This window comes from Mesorhizobium sp. BH1-1-5, from assembly GCF_020165615.1.
Classification (GTDB): Bacteria; Pseudomonadota; Alphaproteobacteria; order Rhizobiales; family Rhizobiaceae; genus Mesorhizobium.
Map to the genome: position 1 here is coordinate 34,062 of NZ_JAIUIM010000027.1, position 16,079 is coordinate 50,140.

General features: G+C 64.6%; 13 protein-coding genes and 1 pseudogene. 5 read left to right on the plus strand and 9 right to left on the minus strand.

Annotation, left to right across the window (positions count from 1 at the left end):
• Nucleotides 1-476: 476 nt before the first annotated feature.
• The gene (locus LB572_RS27770) at nucleotides 477-2,153 is read left to right on the plus strand and encodes a ParB N-terminal domain-containing protein (RefSeq protein ID WP_224669999.1); all 1,677 of its coding nucleotides are present in this window, start codon (nucleotides 477-479) and stop codon (nucleotides 2,151-2,153) included.
• Nucleotides 2,154-2,365: 212 nt separating this feature from the next.
• Here LB572_RS27770 and LB572_RS27775 read toward each other — a convergent pair whose 3' ends face one another.
• Complete coding sequence (locus LB572_RS27775) at nucleotides 2,366-2,665, minus strand: DUF1236 domain-containing protein (RefSeq protein ID WP_140804000.1); 300 nt, start codon at nucleotides 2,663-2,665, stop codon at nucleotides 2,366-2,368.
• Nucleotides 2,666-3,196: 531 nt separating this feature from the next.
• On the opposite strand from LB572_RS27775, the gene LB572_RS27780 reads away from it, so the two are divergent.
• The 3 genes from LB572_RS27780 to LB572_RS27790 all read left to right on the plus strand — a co-directional run bounded on the left by LB572_RS27780 (nucleotide 3,197) and on the right by LB572_RS27790 (nucleotide 5,717).
• Nucleotides 3,197-3,784, plus strand: coding sequence for a hypothetical protein (locus tag LB572_RS27780; protein ID WP_224670000.1), 588 nt, complete (start codon nucleotides 3,197-3,199; stop codon nucleotides 3,782-3,784).
• Between the two features lie 540 nt (nucleotides 3,785-4,324).
• Nucleotides 4,325-4,510: a hypothetical protein gene (locus tag LB572_RS27785; protein WP_224670001.1), complete on the plus strand. Its 186-nt coding sequence runs from the start codon at nucleotides 4,325-4,327 to the stop codon at nucleotides 4,508-4,510.
• Between the two features lie 277 nt (nucleotides 4,511-4,787).
• Complete coding sequence (locus LB572_RS27790; protein WP_224670002.1) at nucleotides 4,788-5,717, plus strand: ArdC family protein; 930 nt, start codon at nucleotides 4,788-4,790, stop codon at nucleotides 5,715-5,717.
• A gap of 165 nt (nucleotides 5,718-5,882) precedes the next feature.
• Here the strand turns inward: LB572_RS27790 and dinB are convergent, their stop codons facing one another.
• Together dinB and LB572_RS27800 are read right to left on the minus strand one after the other, a co-directional pair.
• The gene (gene dinB / locus LB572_RS27795; RefSeq protein ID WP_224670003.1) at nucleotides 5,883-6,968 is read right to left on the minus strand and encodes a DNA polymerase IV; all 1,086 of its coding nucleotides are present in this window, start codon (nucleotides 6,966-6,968) and stop codon (nucleotides 5,883-5,885) included.
• A 12-nt stretch (nucleotides 6,969-6,980) separates the two neighbouring features.
• Nucleotides 6,981-7,532 carry an SOS response-associated peptidase family protein gene (locus LB572_RS27800; RefSeq protein WP_224670004.1) on the minus strand — a complete coding sequence of 184 codons (552 nt, stop codon included), beginning with the start codon at nucleotides 7,530-7,532 and terminating at the stop codon, nucleotides 6,981-6,983.
• Nucleotides 7,533-7,591: 59 nt separating this feature from the next.
• Here LB572_RS27800 and LB572_RS27805 point away from each other — a divergent pair, with 59 nt between their 5' ends.
• A complete protein-coding gene (locus LB572_RS27805; RefSeq protein WP_224670005.1) occupies nucleotides 7,592-8,182 on the plus strand; it encodes an SOS response-associated peptidase in 591 nt (196 codons plus the stop codon).
• On the opposite strand, the pseudogene LB572_RS34640 reads toward LB572_RS27805, so the two are convergent.
• From LB572_RS34640 to LB572_RS27830, 6 genes and pseudogenes are all read right to left on the minus strand, one after another.
• Nucleotides 8,168-8,257 (minus strand): annotated as a pseudogene (locus LB572_RS34640) (exodeoxyribonuclease III); the annotation flags it as partial. The gene LB572_RS27805 and the pseudogene LB572_RS34640 overlap by 15 nt on opposite strands.
• 3 nt (nucleotides 8,258-8,260) lie before the next feature.
• The gene (gene ligD / locus LB572_RS27810; protein ID WP_318014076.1) at nucleotides 8,261-10,162 is read right to left on the minus strand and encodes a DNA ligase D; all 1,902 of its coding nucleotides are present in this window, start codon (nucleotides 10,160-10,162) and stop codon (nucleotides 8,261-8,263) included.
• A gap of 55 nt (nucleotides 10,163-10,217) precedes the next feature.
• Nucleotides 10,218-10,403 carry a DUF3606 domain-containing protein gene (locus tag LB572_RS27815; protein WP_224670007.1) on the minus strand — a complete coding sequence of 62 codons (186 nt, stop codon included), beginning with the start codon at nucleotides 10,401-10,403 and terminating at the stop codon, nucleotides 10,218-10,220.
• 99 nt (nucleotides 10,404-10,502) lie between these two features.
• The gene (locus LB572_RS27820) at nucleotides 10,503-13,775 is read right to left on the minus strand and encodes an error-prone DNA polymerase (protein ID WP_224670008.1); all 3,273 of its coding nucleotides are present in this window, start codon (nucleotides 13,773-13,775) and stop codon (nucleotides 10,503-10,505) included.
• Nucleotides 13,772-15,292 (minus strand): DUF6504 family protein, encoded by a 1,521-nt coding sequence (locus tag LB572_RS27825; protein ID WP_224670009.1) that lies wholly within the window; start codon nucleotides 15,290-15,292, stop codon nucleotides 13,772-13,774. Before LB572_RS27825 ends, LB572_RS27820 begins: the two co-directional genes overlap by 4 nt.
• Nucleotides 15,207-15,959: an ImuA family protein gene (locus tag LB572_RS27830; protein ID WP_140804016.1), complete on the minus strand. Its 753-nt coding sequence runs from the start codon at nucleotides 15,957-15,959 to the stop codon at nucleotides 15,207-15,209. Before LB572_RS27830 ends, LB572_RS27825 begins: the two co-directional genes overlap by 86 nt.
• Nucleotides 15,960-16,079 lie beyond the last annotated feature (120 nt).

Genomic DNA, 16,079 nt, shown 5'->3' on the forward strand with positions numbered 1-16,079 from the left:
TATGACGCAATATAGCGTCAGAAACACTGGCACACAAGGTCTGGCAGGCGTTTCGGCGCTACGATGGCTGTTCGAGCGGCCTAACCTCGATCGCTCCGTGGGCGACCGCGCAAGCGTGCGTGAAACCATATCGATGGCCTCTGCGGGATCGACCGAGCTCGCCTGCTGTCACAAGTCGGCTGACGGCGTCGCCCCGTGGAGCAACATTCCAGAGGGGAAGTCAGGATAAAGGAAAGAGAAAAAGAACTGCTCGCAGAGCGGGTGGTCCGCCGACGCTGGCGCTCAACCGCGCCCGTCGCGATCCCGGCCCGTCATCCTGCGCAGGGCTGAAGAAGCCCCGCTTGTCCAGCCGGGCAGGGATGCTCGGCCGCAATTGCACCGGCCCGCCCGCTCCGCGGCTCGGAGGAGGTCTTCGGAAAGAAGACGGAAAAGGACGGGTGAAAAGGCCGCGTCCGCAACCTCCCAGGAGCATTCCCATGGAACTGAAGTTTGTCGATCCGCGCTCGCTCAAGGACAATCCTGACAAGGCGCGCCGCTCCAAGTCCAGCCCGCAGGCCGACGCCCTGCTGCTGGCGACGATCAAAGCCATCGGCGTTGTCGAGCCACTGATTGTCTTCGCTGAAGCCGATGGCGGCAATGGCTTCGTCATCGATCAGGGCCATCGCCGTGCCAAGCAGGCAATCGTCGCCGGTCTGGACGAGATCGCGGTTCTGGTCGTACCTCGCGCTGAGGACGGTGGTGCGATGCGCTCGTTGGCCACGTCGATCACGCACGAGCAGCTCAACCCGGTCGATCTGTGGCGCGCCATCGAGCGTCTTGTCGCGCTGAACTGGACCGAAGAGTCCATCGCGATCGCCCTGGCGCAGTCGGTGCGCCAGATCAAGAAGCTGCGCCTGCTCGCCAACGTGCTGCCGGCGATGCTCGACGCCATGGCCAAGGGCGACATGCCGAACGAGCAGCAGCTCCGCACCATCGCGGCGGCATCGCTCGACGAGCAGAAGGAAGTCTGGAAGGCAAACAAACCCTCCAAGGGCGACCCGCAGGTCTCATGGTGGAGCGTTGCCAACGGCTTGACCAAGCGGCGCATGTACGCACGCGACGCAAGCTTCGGCGACGAGCTTGCGCAGGCCTACGGCATCGCCTGGGTCGAGGACCTGTTCGCCCCGGCCGACCAGGACAGCCGGTACACGACCGACGTCGAGGCGTTCCTTGGCGCGCAGCAGGAATGGATGACGCAGAACCTGCCTAAGAAGGGCGTCATCACCGAGTCGACCACCTATGGCGAGGTGAAGCTGCCGCCGAAGGCCGAGCGCGTCTATGGCACGCCCAAGAAGTCGGACCACACCGCGATGTATCTCGATCGCGAGGGCAAGGTGAAGACGGTCCACTTCCGCATGCCCGAGGTGAGAAAGAAGGGCAAGGCGGCGGACACCGCTGACGACGCGGCGATCGTCATGCCGAAGTCGCGTCCCGATGTGACCCGCAAGGGCATCGAGATGATCGGCGACATCCGCACCGATGCTCTTCACGAGGCGCTGTCGCGGGCGCCGATCGAGGACGACATGCTGCTGGCGTTGCTCGTTCTCGCCTTCGCTGGCCAGAACGTACGCGTCGACTCCGGTGCCGGGGGCGATCACGGGTTCGGCCGCCGCATGCCCCGGCATGCCGCCACCCTCTTCGATGCCGAGGGCAAGTTCGCCTTCGACGCTGAGACTTTGCGCATCGCGGCCCGGGGCGTCCTCATCGACGCGCTCTCCTCCCGCGAGGGCATGAGCAAGTCGGGCCTGGTGGCGCTCGTCGCCGGCGAAGCGATCGGCGCGGGAGGCTTTCTCGCCAACATGGGCACTGAGGACTTCCTCTCCTGCCTGTCGCGTCCCGCACTCGAAAGCTCGTGCGCCAACACACCTGTGCTGCCGCGGGCGCGGGTCAAGGACACGCGGGCCGCGCTCGTCGAGCACTTCAAGGAGGGGCGCTTCGTCCATCCGGCCGCGCTGTTCGCTCCCGATGCGACCAGCCTGACGGAATGGCTGGCGAAGAGCGCGGTCGCCGAGGTCGATGACGACGATAGTGTCGACCCCGAAGGCCTCGATGATGAGAAGCAGTCTTCCGGGGAAGGCGAGTTCGAGGAGGGCTATCGCGAGGCCGCCGAATAGCCTCGCCTCTCCCTTTCGATCCTTCCGCCGCCGGGCCGCCCGGCGGCGGTTTCGTTTTCACCTGCAGCAAACGGAGGACACTATGTCCGCATGCGATATCTCGCACGCAATCCCCCGAGCGTTTCAAAGAGTTCACAAACCCTGACCACCCGATAGGCGGCGATCCGACCAGGGGCGGGGGCGCCGATTGCGCTCCCGCCAGGATATGACCGTCAGTCGAGAACCTTGATGATCGTATGGGTTTCGGGATCAACGACCACGGTCCGATTGTCGATCACGGTGTATTCGTATTTCACCTTGGGGACTTTATGAAGCTCCACCTTTTCGGGCACCTTGCTGCCGATCTTCAACTCCACGCCCGGCAACTTGATCGATGCCAGGGGTTCCTTCTTGACGTACTCGCGGATGGTCGTTTCCTGTTCAGGTGCCAGAACCACAGTATCCGCGATAGCGACGCTGATGCCGGACAGCAGCAACAGTCCGGCAACAGAATTGGTGATCATCGTCTTCATTTCCGTATTCTCCTTATGCGCCCCTCGCCCAACGCCGGCGCGAAACCGGCAGAAACGCCGATAGGGGAGCGATTTCGGCGATCCGCCAAAGCAATGACGTTCTCGGCTTGATTGTTTCACCGGCGATATCGAGTAGGACCAATGCGCGCCAGCATCAGACCAAAGGCCCAGCACCTCCGGTCGATGAAATCGGCAGGTGGTCATGATCAGCTCTCATCAGGTTCCCACTTCGAAATCGAGGCCTCCCTGCCGGTCTTCCCTCGGGCTTATTGCGGTCCTAAACCGGCGGCCGTCCGCTTCAAGGCCGCGTTCCGCGCCGCGAGGCGGCCGGATCGGTCCGGTCTCGCCATGGCAGGCCCGCATCCCGCGCGAGGCCTGAAGAGCCCTGCTTGGCCGCAAGCCTTCCATGCTCACCTCGGTCCGCCCGGACCCTGAAGCGCCCGTCATCCCGCCGTTTTTGTTGGTCCGCGCCCGAGGGAGGCCCGGCATGGAGCCGGTTCGAGCTTCGGGAACCAGAAGAAAGGACATGTCATGACCAAGAAAGCCGCAAATTCCGGCGCAGCCGGCCGCATCGTTCCGATCCGCAAGGGCACTACCTTGCAAATGGTCCGGCTCGCCTGTCCCGATGCCGCGCAGTGCTCGCTGGTCTCCGAGAGCTTTGGCCTCCAGGTGCTGGATAGCGACGGCATCCGCGACCTGCACGAAAAGCTCATTATGGAGACCGCCGCAGCGCTCGATGAAGGGCTTGGGGAACGCGCCATGCAGATCCACTTGCAACGCGTCGTCGGTGCCTTCGTCGGTTCCGCCTACGGGGCCGGCCAGTTCTACAGCCGTGCGGTGACCGAAGCCCGGGATGCGACGGCCAAGTCGGCCTGCGACGATCGGAACGAAGACGTCGGCGGACCGGTCGGCTTCGACAGCGCCGCCCAGCGCAAGCGTGAGTTCGCCGCCGATATGGCGCTCCAGGCCCATGCACTACGCATGGCCGCCGAGGGGGCCGTTGCCGCCTACGAGCAGGTTGTAGGCGAGGTCTGGAAGCCCTTCGAACGCCCTGTCGAGAACCCCGGCCAATCTGTCGACCGCAGGGCTGCTGAACTGCAGATGGCGGCTCTCGGATGAGCCGCCGAAGGGCGGGGCTCCGGTCCCGCCCTTTTTTCCCTGTCACGCAGCCAGCCTCATTCACCAGTCGCATCAACTGTGCGGGCCTGCCCCTTTCATCGCGAGTGCCGTCCCTGGCTGACCAAAGAGACGACCTGCTACCATGCGGTGCGCCGAGCAAATATGGCCTATCGTCTGCCAATCTTCCGCCCGTGGCGACCACCTCCACTAGGGACGTTCTTGTTCCAGCGATTTCCTGTGCGCGCCTTGGCGCCAGGGTTCGGATGTCATTTCCGGCGAACGAACTTCGGGACGGCACGCGCAGCGCCAGCTCCTTTCGCCCGCATCGGCCGTTGGACAGGTTGGGTTCCTTCACGACCCAATCCCGCTCTCGTGTGATGGCTTTCCTGGTGCGGCGGCGGATCTTCCACGATCAACCCGCAAGGGGTCCGCTAGCATGCTGCGGCCGCTCGGCTGACGCCTTCGGATGATCGCGCCCGCCGCCGCACACTGACGGAGCCATCGAGCGGGAATTGGCCCGCTCCAAGATGGAACCCTCGGATGTCCCACGATCTCACTCTCGCCCAGAAGGCCGCCTGGTCCCTCGCACGCACCCTCATGGTTCCGGTCATCCTCTTCCAGGTCGGCAACGAATTTGGCGTCATGCCGGCCGACGAGCTCGACGATGCCGAGATCGAAATCCTCTTCGAATACGATCCGTATAGTGGCGGCCGATCGGTTCATTGACCCGACCTTCTCCCGACTGCATTGAGGCGACTCCAGCGCCGCCTTTCTCCTTTCTGGCGGCCGCTCGCGCCCCGTCCTGCCCGAGGCCCTGGCGGAGCCAGGCTGTCGGCGCAACGGCTCCGCCGTCCTCCGCTATCGCTGCGGCCCATGACCACCCCGTCGTGAGAGCACGACGGGGCCCCCGGTCGGGTGCGCGGCCCGCCTTCCTGCTCCGCCCGGCGGACCCCGTGACGGGGCCGCGATCGGCGCGGCCTCCAGAACTGGAGGTTGATTGAAAATGAGCAGGAAGGAAAAAGCACCGCGCATCGACATCTATGCGCGCATCACCGACCGCATCGTGGCCGAGCTGGAAAAGGGCGTTCGCCCCTGGATGCAGCCATGGCATTCGAGCAATGCCATCGGCCGCGTCACCCGGCCGCTGAGGCACAATGGCCTGCCTTATAACGGCATGAACGTGCTGTTGCTTTGGTCGGAGGCCATCGCACGCGGCTTTTCCAGCCCGGTCTGGATGACGTTCAAGCAGGCGCTGGAACTCGGCGGGGCTGTCCGCAAGGGCGAGAGTGGCTCGATGGTGGTCTTCGCCAGCCGCTTTACCAGAACCGAGACCGACGCCGGCGGCGAGGAAATCGACCGCGAGATCCCGTTCCTCAAGGCCTATTCCGTCTTCAACATGGCGCAAATCGACGGACTGCCGGACGACTTTTATGGGCGGCAGGCGGAGCTGGTATGCGATCCGATCGCTCGCATCGCGCATGCCGACCGGTTCTTTGCCAACACGGGCGCGGTGATCCGCCATGGCGGTGACCGCGCCTATTTTGCCCCGGCGACCGACCACATCCAGATGCCGCCGTTCCAGACTTTTCGGGACGCTGCATCATATGTGGCAACGCTCAGTCACGAGGCCACCCATTGGACTTCGGCCCCCCATCGTGTGAACCGCGACCTTAGCCGCTACGCCAAGGATCGCAGCGAGCGAGCACGCGAGGAACTGATTGCCGAGCTCGGAAGCTGCTTCCTATGCGCCGATCTTGGTATAGCGCCGGAGTTCGAGCCGCGGCCGGACCATGCGAGCTATCTCGGCTCGTGGTTGAAAGTCCTCGCCGACGACAAGCGCGCGATCTTCTCGGCCGCTGCCCATGCGCAACGGGCCGTCGCCTTCCTGCATGGCCTTCAGCCGGAGGCCGCAGAACAACGCGAGGCCGCCTGATATTTCACGCATCAAACTTCGGAGGGGAGGGCATTCGCCTTCCTCTTCTGTTTCGGCGGCCATGCCGTTCGACGAGCATGACCGAGAAAGCCTCCACGATAGTCGCGAATCGATCCATCCACGCGCCGATCTGGCGAGCCGGCGGACAGGTTCCTCCCCACAATCCTAAAGTTGGAACCGAAGTTGCCGTTGTTCCGGCGGCGAGACATCGCCTAGCGACGAAACCGTGACGCCCAGAAGGCGGATTCCCTTCCGTACCGGAAAAACCGATCTCAGGAGATCGGCCGCGAGATGCTCGAGATCAACGCGTTCGACCGGCACCGCCACCGTACGGCTTCGTGTGATCTGCTGGAAGTCGGCGAATTTGATTTTCAGCGTCACGGTCCTGCCCCGGATGCCTTTGCCTTCGCAGTATCCCCAGACTTTGGCGACCAACGGCTTGAGTTCGGCGATTGACGCATCGAGATCGACGATGTCGGCTGCGAACGTGTCCTCGGCCCCAATCGATTTGCGCGGCCGATCCGGTTCGACCGCGCGTTCGTCGATGCCGCGGGCGATCTGATAGTACCAGCGCCCCGACTTGCCGAAGTGCTGCTGCAGGAACGGAAGCGACCTGTCCTTGAGATCGGCGCCGGTCTTGATGCCAAGCGCTTCCATCTTCGCGGCTGTCGCGGGGCCGATGCCGTGAAATTTCTTGACTGGCAAACTCTCCACGAAGGCGGGCCCGTGGCGCGGCGTGATGACAAACTGACCGTTCGGCTTGTTCTGGTCGGACGCCATCTTGGCGAGAAATTTGTTGTACGAGATGCCCGCGGAAGCACTGAGACCGGTCACCAGCAGAATCTTCGCCCTGATCATCCCGGCAATCGTCGTCGCAGACGAAATGTTCAGCCGGTTCTGGGTGACGTCGAGATAGGCCTCGTCAAGCGACAAGGGCTCGATGAGGTCGGTATGTTCGGCAAACACTTCGCGAATCTGGGCCGAGACGGCCCGGTAGACGTCGAAGCGGGGCGGCACGAAGATCAGTTCGGGGCATTTGCGCTTTGCCGTGACCGAAGGCATTGCGGAGCGAACGCCGAAGGCGCGGGTCTCGTAGCTCGCGGCCGCTACCACTCCTCGGGCAGCCGCTCCACCGACGGCAAGCGGCTTGCCGCGCAGCTCCGGGTTGTCGCGTTGTTCGACCGAGGCGTAGAACGCATCCATGTCGACGTGGATGATCTTGCGCGGGTCGGCGGCGCTGTCAGGGTCCATTTGCCTGCAATGTCATTTCGCCAGGGTCTGAGCTTCGTGCCGCAGGATTCTACATTCTTCAGATCGCGAATTCAGCCTGTGCGCGACCCTGGCGGAGGCGCGAACCAAAAAACTTGCCGCGGGAAGGGGACGAAGCGCTTCGTGTTCCGGATACGTCATCTCGAGCCACGCCGCGCGCTCCTCCCGGCGCAGCACCGCCAGCTGCCGGTCATGGTAGGGTGCGATGTCATCGTTGGCCTGGATCGTAAGGATTGCGTAGGCTTCCGGCCAATTACGCGTCGCTGGCCGCCAGATGCCGGCGAAGTAGAACCAATCACCGTTTGCGAGCCGAAAGCTGTAGTTCTTCCCCTGGCTGCGGTGCCGGAATTCGGATGCCGGCACGAGGCAGCGATGGCTTGGGAACGTTCGGCCTTCGGCGCGCACCATCGTGAAAGGTCGCCCGCCGGATTCCTTGGGTTGAAGTCCCCACGGCAGCTCCAGCATCTCAACATCGCCGCCGTAGCGCCTTATGATGATACGGCGTTCGTCGAGCGGCGCGTCGGAATCGAAAGCTCTTGCGCTCATGACCGAAAGAACATAACAGGAACACTATTGCCGCGCAACGCCGCAGAGGCAGGTGACACATGTGCAATGATTATCGGCTGATGGTGGATGTCGCCTCGATCGTCGAGGATTTCGCCGATCTCAAGATCAAGATCCGCTTCAGCGAAGGCGCGCCGAACGTTGGGCCGCGCGAGGATATCAAGATAACGGATCCCGGGCCGATTGTTCGCCCTGTCGACGGAGCGAGCGGCGAGGCCGATCTGGTTCAGCGCCGGTGGAGCTGGCCCGGACAAAACAAGCGGCCGGTTTACAACTTCCGCTCGGACGGCCGCGAGTTCGCCTCGAACCGCTGCCTGATCCCGGCCGATGGCTTTTATGAATTCACCGACCCGACGGAGAAGGGCAAGAAGCGCAAGGACAAGTGGCTCTTCACCAAGCGCGACGAGCCAATCTTCTGCATCGCCGGGATCTGGCGCGAGACAAACGATGTCGGCGAGGCGTTCACCATGCTTACGATGGAACCCGGTCCGGACATCGCCCCGTATCACGATCGGCAGATCGTAGTCCTTGAGCGCAAGGATTGGGCGAGCTGGCTTGATCCGTCGGTGTCCGCTAAATCCCTGATAAAGCCGCTTCAGGCCGGGAGGCTGGTGGTCGAGCAGGTCGGGTGATGCGAGGTAGCGCCAGCGCAGTGACACTGGCAGGCGGCCGTTCACGCCGTTGACGTTATCGGTCGCAATTCTCATGGATCACAGATCCGGCAGGACCTGGTCGGCCCGTCCCCATCCCGAAAGAGCCTTCGACGCGGCGCGCTTCTTCAACTCGGTCGCATTGGCGACATGGAAATGGGAGGGGGCATCGATCGTCTTCATTTCCGCCCAGGTGATGGGCGCCGCGACCGGGGCGCCCGGCCGCGACCTGGCGCTGTACGGCATGATTGCCGTCGCGCCACGCTGGTTGCGCAGATAATCGACGAAGATCCGTCCCTTCCGTTTCGCCTTCGACAACACGGCCGTGAAGTGGCTTGGATCGCTCTGTGCGACCGCCTGAGCCAGTCTGGAGGCGAAATCCTTCACCTGAGGCCATTCGGCCCTGGGCGTGAGCGGCGCGATAACATGCACGCCCTTGCCGCCCGTCAGCATCGGAAAGGTCGTCAGCCCCAGTGATTTGAGGATATCCCGGAACTGGAACGCGGCGGCACGCACAGCCTCGAAATCCAGCCCCTCGTCTGGGTCGAGATCAAACACCAGGCGGTCGGCCTTCTCGACGTCTTCGATGCGCGCTCCCCAGCCATGGAATTCGATGGTTCCCATCTGGACACAGGTCATCAGCCCCTCGGCATCGTCGACGTAAAGGTAGGGTTCCTCATGACCGTCCTTTTCAGTGATCCCGACATGATGGACGTTGTCGCCGAAGCTGCCGGCGTCATGCTTCTGGAAGAAACACTTCTTCGCTCGGCCCTGCGGACAACGAACAAGGCTGATCGGCCTGCCGCCGGCCCAGGGAAGCATGATAGAGGCGACGTCGGCGTAATAATCGGCAAGTTGTCCCTTGGTGATGTTGGATTCGGGGTAGATGACGCGGCCGCGGTTGCTGATCGCGACCGTGCTTGTCGCCGGCGGTGGCAGCGTCGCTGTGCGGTGTTCCGTCTCAAGCACGACGGCTTCCGGCTTCTTGTCCTCGCGCAGCCCGAGATAGCTTGGATGGCGCAGCGTCCCTTCGTTGGTCATCTCGGTGTAGGCTATCTCGGCGACGAGCTTCGGACGCAGCCAGTGCGCGCCGCGAACCTCCGCGCGCGGTGCTGCGACCGTGGCGGCCTTCTGCTCCAGCGGCGCCATAATCCTCATGAGCCGCGCCATCTCGGCGGTATCGAAACCGGTTCCGACCTTGCCGGCAAAGCGTAGCTTTCCGCCGTCATGGACGCCAAGGATCAGCGATCGAAACGCGCGATCCTTGTCCGACGGCGTCCAGCCGACGAGCACGAATTCCTGGCGTTTGATGCACTTGATCTTCAGCCAGCTTCCATCGCGGGCGCCGACATAGTCCGAATCCGCCAACTTCGAGATAACCCCCTCGAGGCCGGCGTCGCAGAAGCGGTTCAGCAATTCTTCGCCGCGGCCCTGGATATGATCGGAGTAGCGAAGGATGGGACTCTTCGCCGGCAGGATTTCCTTCAGTTTCTCCTTTCGCTCCAGGAGCGGACGTTTCGTCAGGTCGTCGCCGTCGAGCTGGAGCAGGTCGAAGGCATAAAAATCGATGCTCGCGGGGTCGCCCTTCAAGGCGTTCTGGAGAGCCTGGAAACTCGATCGCCCCTCGGCGTCCATGACAACGGCCTCTCCGTCGATGAGCGCGGAGCGCACCTTGAGCTTGCGAGCCTCCGAGAGGATAGAGGGGAAGCGGCCGGACCAGTCCAGGCCGGAGCGCGTATAGGCGCGCGCCTCTCCGCCGCCCACGGCGACGAGAATGCGGTAGCCGTCGTATTTCATTTCGTGGATCCAGCGATCGCCGGCGGGGACGGTGTCCACCAGCTTTGCGAGCTGGACCGGCCGGAACGCAGGTGGCGTGAGATTGGTCGCGCGGCGCGGGGCTGGCTTGGCAGGGCGAGTGGAAGACACTTCGATTGTGGGCCGACGCGACGCTGACTTACTCACCTGACCTCACTCTGACGAAACTCAATTGCCCGATGCGTCATTCGCAATCCGCGGCCTATTTCTTCAGTTTCTCCGCGGCGGCATTGAGCTTGTCGCGATCATTGCCGACCCGCTTGATGAGCGCCCCGGCCTGCTCTCTGCTGATGCCGTGCTTGCGGGCAAAATAATCGACCTCGTAGCCTTCACCGCCGGAGACCTGCCGACGGTCGGCGCCGCCTCGCTTGGATTTGTCGTCTGCCATTGTCCTCTCCCTGTTTTAGACGGCCGCGTCGTCTCGATGTTCGACCTGTAACGCTTTGGCGCGGCATGCGATCCTGAGCCGGGCAAGAAATTCCGCGTTTCACCTGAAGTCGCGCGTCTTGACCTTGATGTTGTCGATGTGAAGGTCGGGAATGTAGATGTCGCGGCTGCGCAGCCCCTTGGGTGGCAGCTCGCGCGGGTCGGGTCCGGAGCCGCCATTGCGTACCTGGTCGCCGCGGGCGTGCGGCACGGGAAAGCTTCCCTCGCGCTCGCCGACGCTGGCCAGCTCGCCCGAGAGATCGACGATGCGTCTGGCGACAAGGTGAACGACTTCGCCCTCACGCTGGATGCGCCCTTGCACCGCGACCATGCCTGCCGACAGAACCGTGCGCCGGTGATGCTCGAACACTTTCGGCCAGACGACGAGATTCGCGATGCCGGTCTCGTCCTCGAGGGTGATGAACATCACCCCCTTGGCCGAGCCGGGGCGCTGCCGGACGAGCACCAGGCCTGCCGCTTCCAGCCATCGGCCGTCGCGCGCCTCCATCGCTTCGGCGCAGGAGACGATGCGGCGGCGGCGTAGGTCTTCGCGCAGGAAGGAGATCGGATGGCTGCGCAGCGTCAGGCCGATATGGCGGTAGTCTTCGACGACCTCACCCCCGGCCGTCATGGGCCGGAGCGCTACCGCCGGTTCGCTGACCTCTGGCAGCAGCTCCGCCTCACGGGCCGACGCGGCCGCGAACAGGGGCAGCGGCTCGTCGCGCAGCGCCTTGATTGCCCAGAGAGCCTCGCGTCTTGCGAGGCCAAACGCCGGCCGGAACGCGTCGGCCTCGGCGAGCTGGATGAGCGCTGTCTGCGGCACGCCGGCGCGGCGCCAGAGATCGTCGACAGAGGCGAAAGGCTGGTCGGCGCGCGTGGCGACGATCGTGCTCGCATGGACGTTTCCCAGGCCGCGCACCATGCGCAACCCGAGCCGCACGGCGAAGCGTCCGTCTTCGGCGACAGGCTCGAGCGTACAGTCCCAACGCGAGGCGTTGACGCAGGCCGGCCGGATCTCCACCCCGTGCGCGGCAGCGTCGCGCACGATCTGCGCCGGCGCGTAGAAGCCCATCGGCTGGCTGTTCAAGAGCGCCGCGCAGAACACGTCCGGGTGCCAGCATTTGAGCCAGGCCGAGGCATACGCGATCAGCGCGAAGGACGCGGCGTGACTCTCCGGAAAACCGTAGGAGCCGAAGCCTTCGAGCTGCTTGAAGGTCTGCTCGGCGAAGGCGCGTTCGTAGCCATTGTCCACCATGCCGTCGATCAGCTTCGTCTTGAACGACGAAACCCCGCCGGTGAACTTGAAGGTGGCCATCGATTTGCGCAGCATGTCCGCTTCGCCCGGTGTGAAGCCTGCGCATTCGATCGCCACCCGCATCGCCTGCTCCTGGAACAGCGGCACGCCGAGCGTCTTGCCGAGCACTTTTTCGAGCTCGGGCTTCGGGTAATGCACCGGCTCCAGCCCTTCCCGCCGGCGCAGATAGGGATGGACCATGTCGCCCTGGATCGGCCCGGGGCGCACGATCGCGACCTGCACCACCAGATCGTAAAAGGTCCTCGGCTTCAGCCGCGGCAGCATCGACATCTGCGCCCGGCTCTCGATCTGGAAGGTGCCGAGCGTATCGGCTTTCCTGATCATGGCGTAGGTGCGCGGATCCTCCGCGGGGATGGTGGCAAGGTCGAGCCGGATGTCCTTGTGCTCGGCGAGGAGATCGAGGCCTTTCTTCATGCAGGTCAGCATGCCGAGCGCCAGCACGTCGACCTTCATGAATTTCAGCGCATCGATATCGTCCTTATCCCATTCGATTACCTGGCGGTCCTTCATGCTCGCCGGTTCGATCGGCACAAGATCGTCGAGACGATCATGGGTGAGCACGAAGCCACCCGGATGCTGGCTGAGATGGCGCGGGGCGCCCATCAACTGACGGGCAAGGTCGAGCGTCAGCCGCAGGCGGCGATCGGCGAGGTTGAGATTGAGTTCCTCGACATGCTGTTCTTCGACGCCCTCCTCGGACCAGCCCCAGACCTGGCCGGAGAGCGTGCGGATAAGATCTTCCGGCAGGCCGAGCGCCTTGCCGACATCGCGCAGCGCGCCCTTGGTGCGGTAGCGCACGACCGTCGAGCACAATGCCGCGTGGTCACGGCCATAGGTGTCGAACACCCATTGCATGACGATCTCTCGCCGCTCATGCTCGAAATCGACGTCGATGTCGGGCGGCTCGCGGCGTTCTTCGGAGACAAAACGCTCGAAGAGAAGGTCGTTGCGGCCGGGGTCGATCGAGGTGATGCCGAGCACATAGCAGACCGCCGAGTTGGCGGCCGAGCCGCGGCCCTGACAAAGGATATCCTTCGACCGGGCGAAGCGCACGATCGAATTCACAGTCAGGAAGTAGGGCGCATAGTCGAGCTTCTCGATCAGCCGCAATTCGTGACGCAGCGACGCGACGACGCTGTCCGGTATCCCCTCGGGGTAGCGCGTGGCGGCGCCCTGCCAGGTCAGCTTTTCGAGCGCCTGCTGCGGCGTCAGTGAAGGATCGTCGCGCTCCTCCGGATATTGATAGGCAAGCTCGTCGAGCGAGAACCGGCAACGGTCGGCGATCTCGATCGTGCGTGCCAGCGCTTCGGGATAGCGCGCGAAAAGTCGATGCATTTCCTGCGGCGGCTTGAGGTAACGGTCAGCATGCCGCTCGCGGCGGTCGCCCAGCGCATCGATGGTGACGTTGTGCCGGATAGCAGTGACGACGTCCTGCAACATGCGGCGGCCTGGCTCGTGAAAGAGCACGTCGTTGGTGACGACCGTCGGCACCCTCATCTGAAAGGCAAGCGCCGCCAGCTCGTGAATGCGAAGCTGATCGTTGGGCCGGCGTCTGACCGACAGCGCCATATAGGCGCGATCGCCGAATGCCTCGCGCAGATGCCTGAGGCGCAGCGCCAAGGTCTCGTCGGCCAGATCGGGAAGGAGCACGGCGATAAGGCCTTCGCCATAGGCGACAACGTCGCTCCACTCCAGCCGGCATTTCGCCTTACCGGCACGTCCCTTGCCGAGCGAGAGCAGCCGGCATAGCCGGGAATAGGCGTCGCGGTCCGTCGGATAGACGAGTAGCGACATACCATCGGTGAGATCCAGCCGACAGCCGACGATGAGGCGCACGCCTGTCGTCCTGGCCGCCTCGTGGGCGCGGACAATGCCGGCGAGGCTGTTGCGATCGGCGATGGCGAGCGCCTCGATGCCCAGAAGGGCGGCCTGCGAGAAAAGCTCCTCGGCCGAGGAGGCGCCGCGCAGGAAGCTGAAATGCGAGGTGACCTGCAGCTCGGCATAACGGACGTCGTTCATCCGAACACCCCATGCAGGAACCATCGGTGCGACCCAGTCGCCGCATCCTCGCCGTCGCCGGCGCGGTAGAGCCAGTACCGCTCGCCGGCGTCGTCCTCGACCCGGAAATAATCGCGCACCGCCACAAGCTCGGCATCGCGCTTCCACCATTCGCCGAAGACGCGCTCCGGCCCGTCCGCGCGCTTCACGCGCCGGCGCACGCCGCGCCAGGTGAAGGACACCGGCGGATGATCGGGCAGCAGCGCCACGGTCTCGACCGGATCCGGCTGTGGCAGCAGGCGCGATGGCCGCGGCCAATGGCCGGGCCAGCTCGCGCCTGTATCGGGGGCGATCGCGGAGATCTTGGCAACCGAACGCTCCGGCACATCGCTAGCGACGGACGCCAGGCGGTAGATGGCGCGCTCGCCGACGCGGTTCATCAGCGTATCGATGAGGTCGGAGACGTCGGGCACGGTTTCTTCGACAAGGAAGCTCACGACCTGGCCGCGCTCCAGGGGCTCGGCCGCTGTCGCAGCCAGGATCATCGTCTCGATGCCAAAACCGGGTGCGATGGTCTCGACCTTGTCGCTAAGCAGCCGCGTCAGCCGTCTGGCATCGCGGACAGGTTTGGCCAGGCCGACACGGACCGCCTGCGCTTGGCTGTCGACCCGCTGGCAGATGAGATCGAGACGACGCGCGCCAAGCCCGCGCTGTTCCATCAGGCTGCAGAGCTGGGCGACGAGCTTGCCGATGTAGCGCGCAATTGTCTCGGCCGCGCCGATCGGCTCGGCGAAGGCACGGCGGACTTCCACGATGTCGGGCGGGCGAACCGGGTCGATCGGCTCGGCTGTGTTGCCGAGGGCCTGATCGATGCGGCGACCGATCTCCGGACCGAAGCGCAGGGCAAGCGGCGCGCGGGGCTGTTTCAGGAGATCGCCGATCCGTTGGAAGCCGAGCCTTCGCAACTCGGCCGCCGTCGAAGAGGCGATCCGCAAAGCCTCGAGCGCAAGTGGCTCGAGGACGGACTGGCCGTGGCCAGCTGGCGCGATGCGGATGGCTTGGCCGCCATAGCGGGCCAGCGCATGCGCCGCGCCCCAGCTGTCGGCGATCGCGGCGCGGGCGACGATGCCGGACATCGCCAGACGCCCGACCATGCCCTCCAGCATCGCGGCCTCGCCGCCATGGAGATGGTCGGCCCCTGTCGTATCTATGACAATCCCGTCGGGAGGATCGGGCGCCGCGATCGGCGCAAATCGAAGCATCCAGACAGCGAGGCGCTCGAGCGCCTCGGCATCGGCTTGCGGCTCGGCGTCCTGGACCGCAAGGCTCGGCACCAGCACCTGCGCCTTCGTCACGGGCATGCCGGGGCGCAAGCCGGCTGCGAGTGCCGCGGCGTCGGCCGCAAGCACCACGCGCCGGTTTTTGTCGCGGCCGATCAGAACCAGCGGGGCCTCAGCCGGCGGCGCTGCGTCGCCGGCCTTCCGCCGCACCCGATCGGTGGGCCAGGTCGGCAGGAACAGAGAGACGACCCGTGCCATCGCACGCCTCCAATTCGAAATCGGCACTTTCGCCCGCGCGGGCGCGGATCAATTCGACCAGCCATCGGTGACGGCCGACGCCTGGTACCGGCAGCGGCGTCGAGGGCAGGACGGAGATGCGCCACCGCGTCATGGCGGCCGTCGGCTGGCCGAAATCGGCTGCCTCCGTCTGCCGTCGCCACCGCCGCAGCGCGATACCGATCGTGTGGGCTTCCTCGGCGGCGAGCTGCAGTCGCCGCGAAGCCGTCATGGTCAGGCGCGCGACCTCACCGACGACCGCACCCAGGCCGCCATGCCGGATGCCTTCTTCCATGCAGGCGAGGATTGTCTTGTCGTCGCCGGCCTCGACATAGATCACGCGGTCCGGTTTCAGGCCGGCCTGCGCCAGCGCCGGGGCGAACAGGTCTGGTCGAGTGATGCACCACAAGACCTTGCCGCGCGTGCGCGCCGCCACACCGCCGGCGAACAGCGCCGCGGCCGCGCCGTCGATGGCGCCGTTGCCGCCGCCCGCGATTTCATGCAACGCACCGAGCGCCAGCCCGCCGCCCGGGAGCCGCGTATCCAATTCGGCGATGCCGAATGGAAGCACTGATCTGGCGCGTCGGCTCCGGCCCTGGATCTTCTCGATCCGCGCACGCAATGACTCTATGGCGGGCTCCGGCCGCAAGATGGTCGTTGACCTCCAGGAAAGCGTATATAAGCATGTTCTCTATTTGTTCTACGATTGAGCAGCGAGAGTCAAGTGGGTACGGCGCGGCTGTTTCCCATGACCGTTTATACCGGGAAC

Excerpts from the sequence above, each read along its gene's own strand:
- LB572_RS27780 (WP_224670000.1), top strand. The coding sequence starts at position 3,197 with ATGACCAAGAAAGCCGCAAATTCCGGCGCAGCCGGCCGCATCGTTCCG.
- LB572_RS27805 (WP_224670005.1), top strand. The coding sequence starts at position 7,592 with ATGTGCAATGATTATCGGCTGATGGTGGATGTCGCCTCGATCGTCGAG.
- LB572_RS27820 (WP_224670008.1), bottom strand. The coding sequence starts at position 13,775 with ATGAACGACGTCCGTTATGCCGAGCTGCAGGTCACCTCGCATTTCAGC.
- dinB (WP_224670003.1), bottom strand. The coding sequence starts at position 6,968 with ATGGACCCTGACAGCGCCGCCGACCCGCGCAAGATCATCCACGTCGAC.
- LB572_RS27785 (WP_224670001.1), top strand. The coding sequence starts at position 4,325 with ATGTCCCACGATCTCACTCTCGCCCAGAAGGCCGCCTGGTCCCTCGCA.
- LB572_RS27790 (WP_224670002.1), top strand. The coding sequence starts at position 4,788 with ATGAGCAGGAAGGAAAAAGCACCGCGCATCGACATCTATGCGCGCATC.
- LB572_RS27825 (WP_224670009.1), bottom strand. The coding sequence starts at position 15,292 with ATGGCACGGGTCGTCTCTCTGTTCCTGCCGACCTGGCCCACCGATCGG.
- LB572_RS27770 (WP_224669999.1), top strand. The coding sequence starts at position 477 with ATGGAACTGAAGTTTGTCGATCCGCGCTCGCTCAAGGACAATCCTGAC.
- LB572_RS27775 (WP_140804000.1), bottom strand. The coding sequence starts at position 2,665 with ATGAAGACGATGATCACCAATTCTGTTGCCGGACTGTTGCTGCTGTCC.
- LB572_RS27800 (WP_224670004.1), bottom strand. The coding sequence starts at position 7,532 with ATGAGCGCAAGAGCTTTCGATTCCGACGCGCCGCTCGACGAACGCCGT.
- LB572_RS27815 (WP_224670007.1), bottom strand. The coding sequence starts at position 10,403 with ATGGCAGACGACAAATCCAAGCGAGGCGGCGCCGACCGTCGGCAGGTC.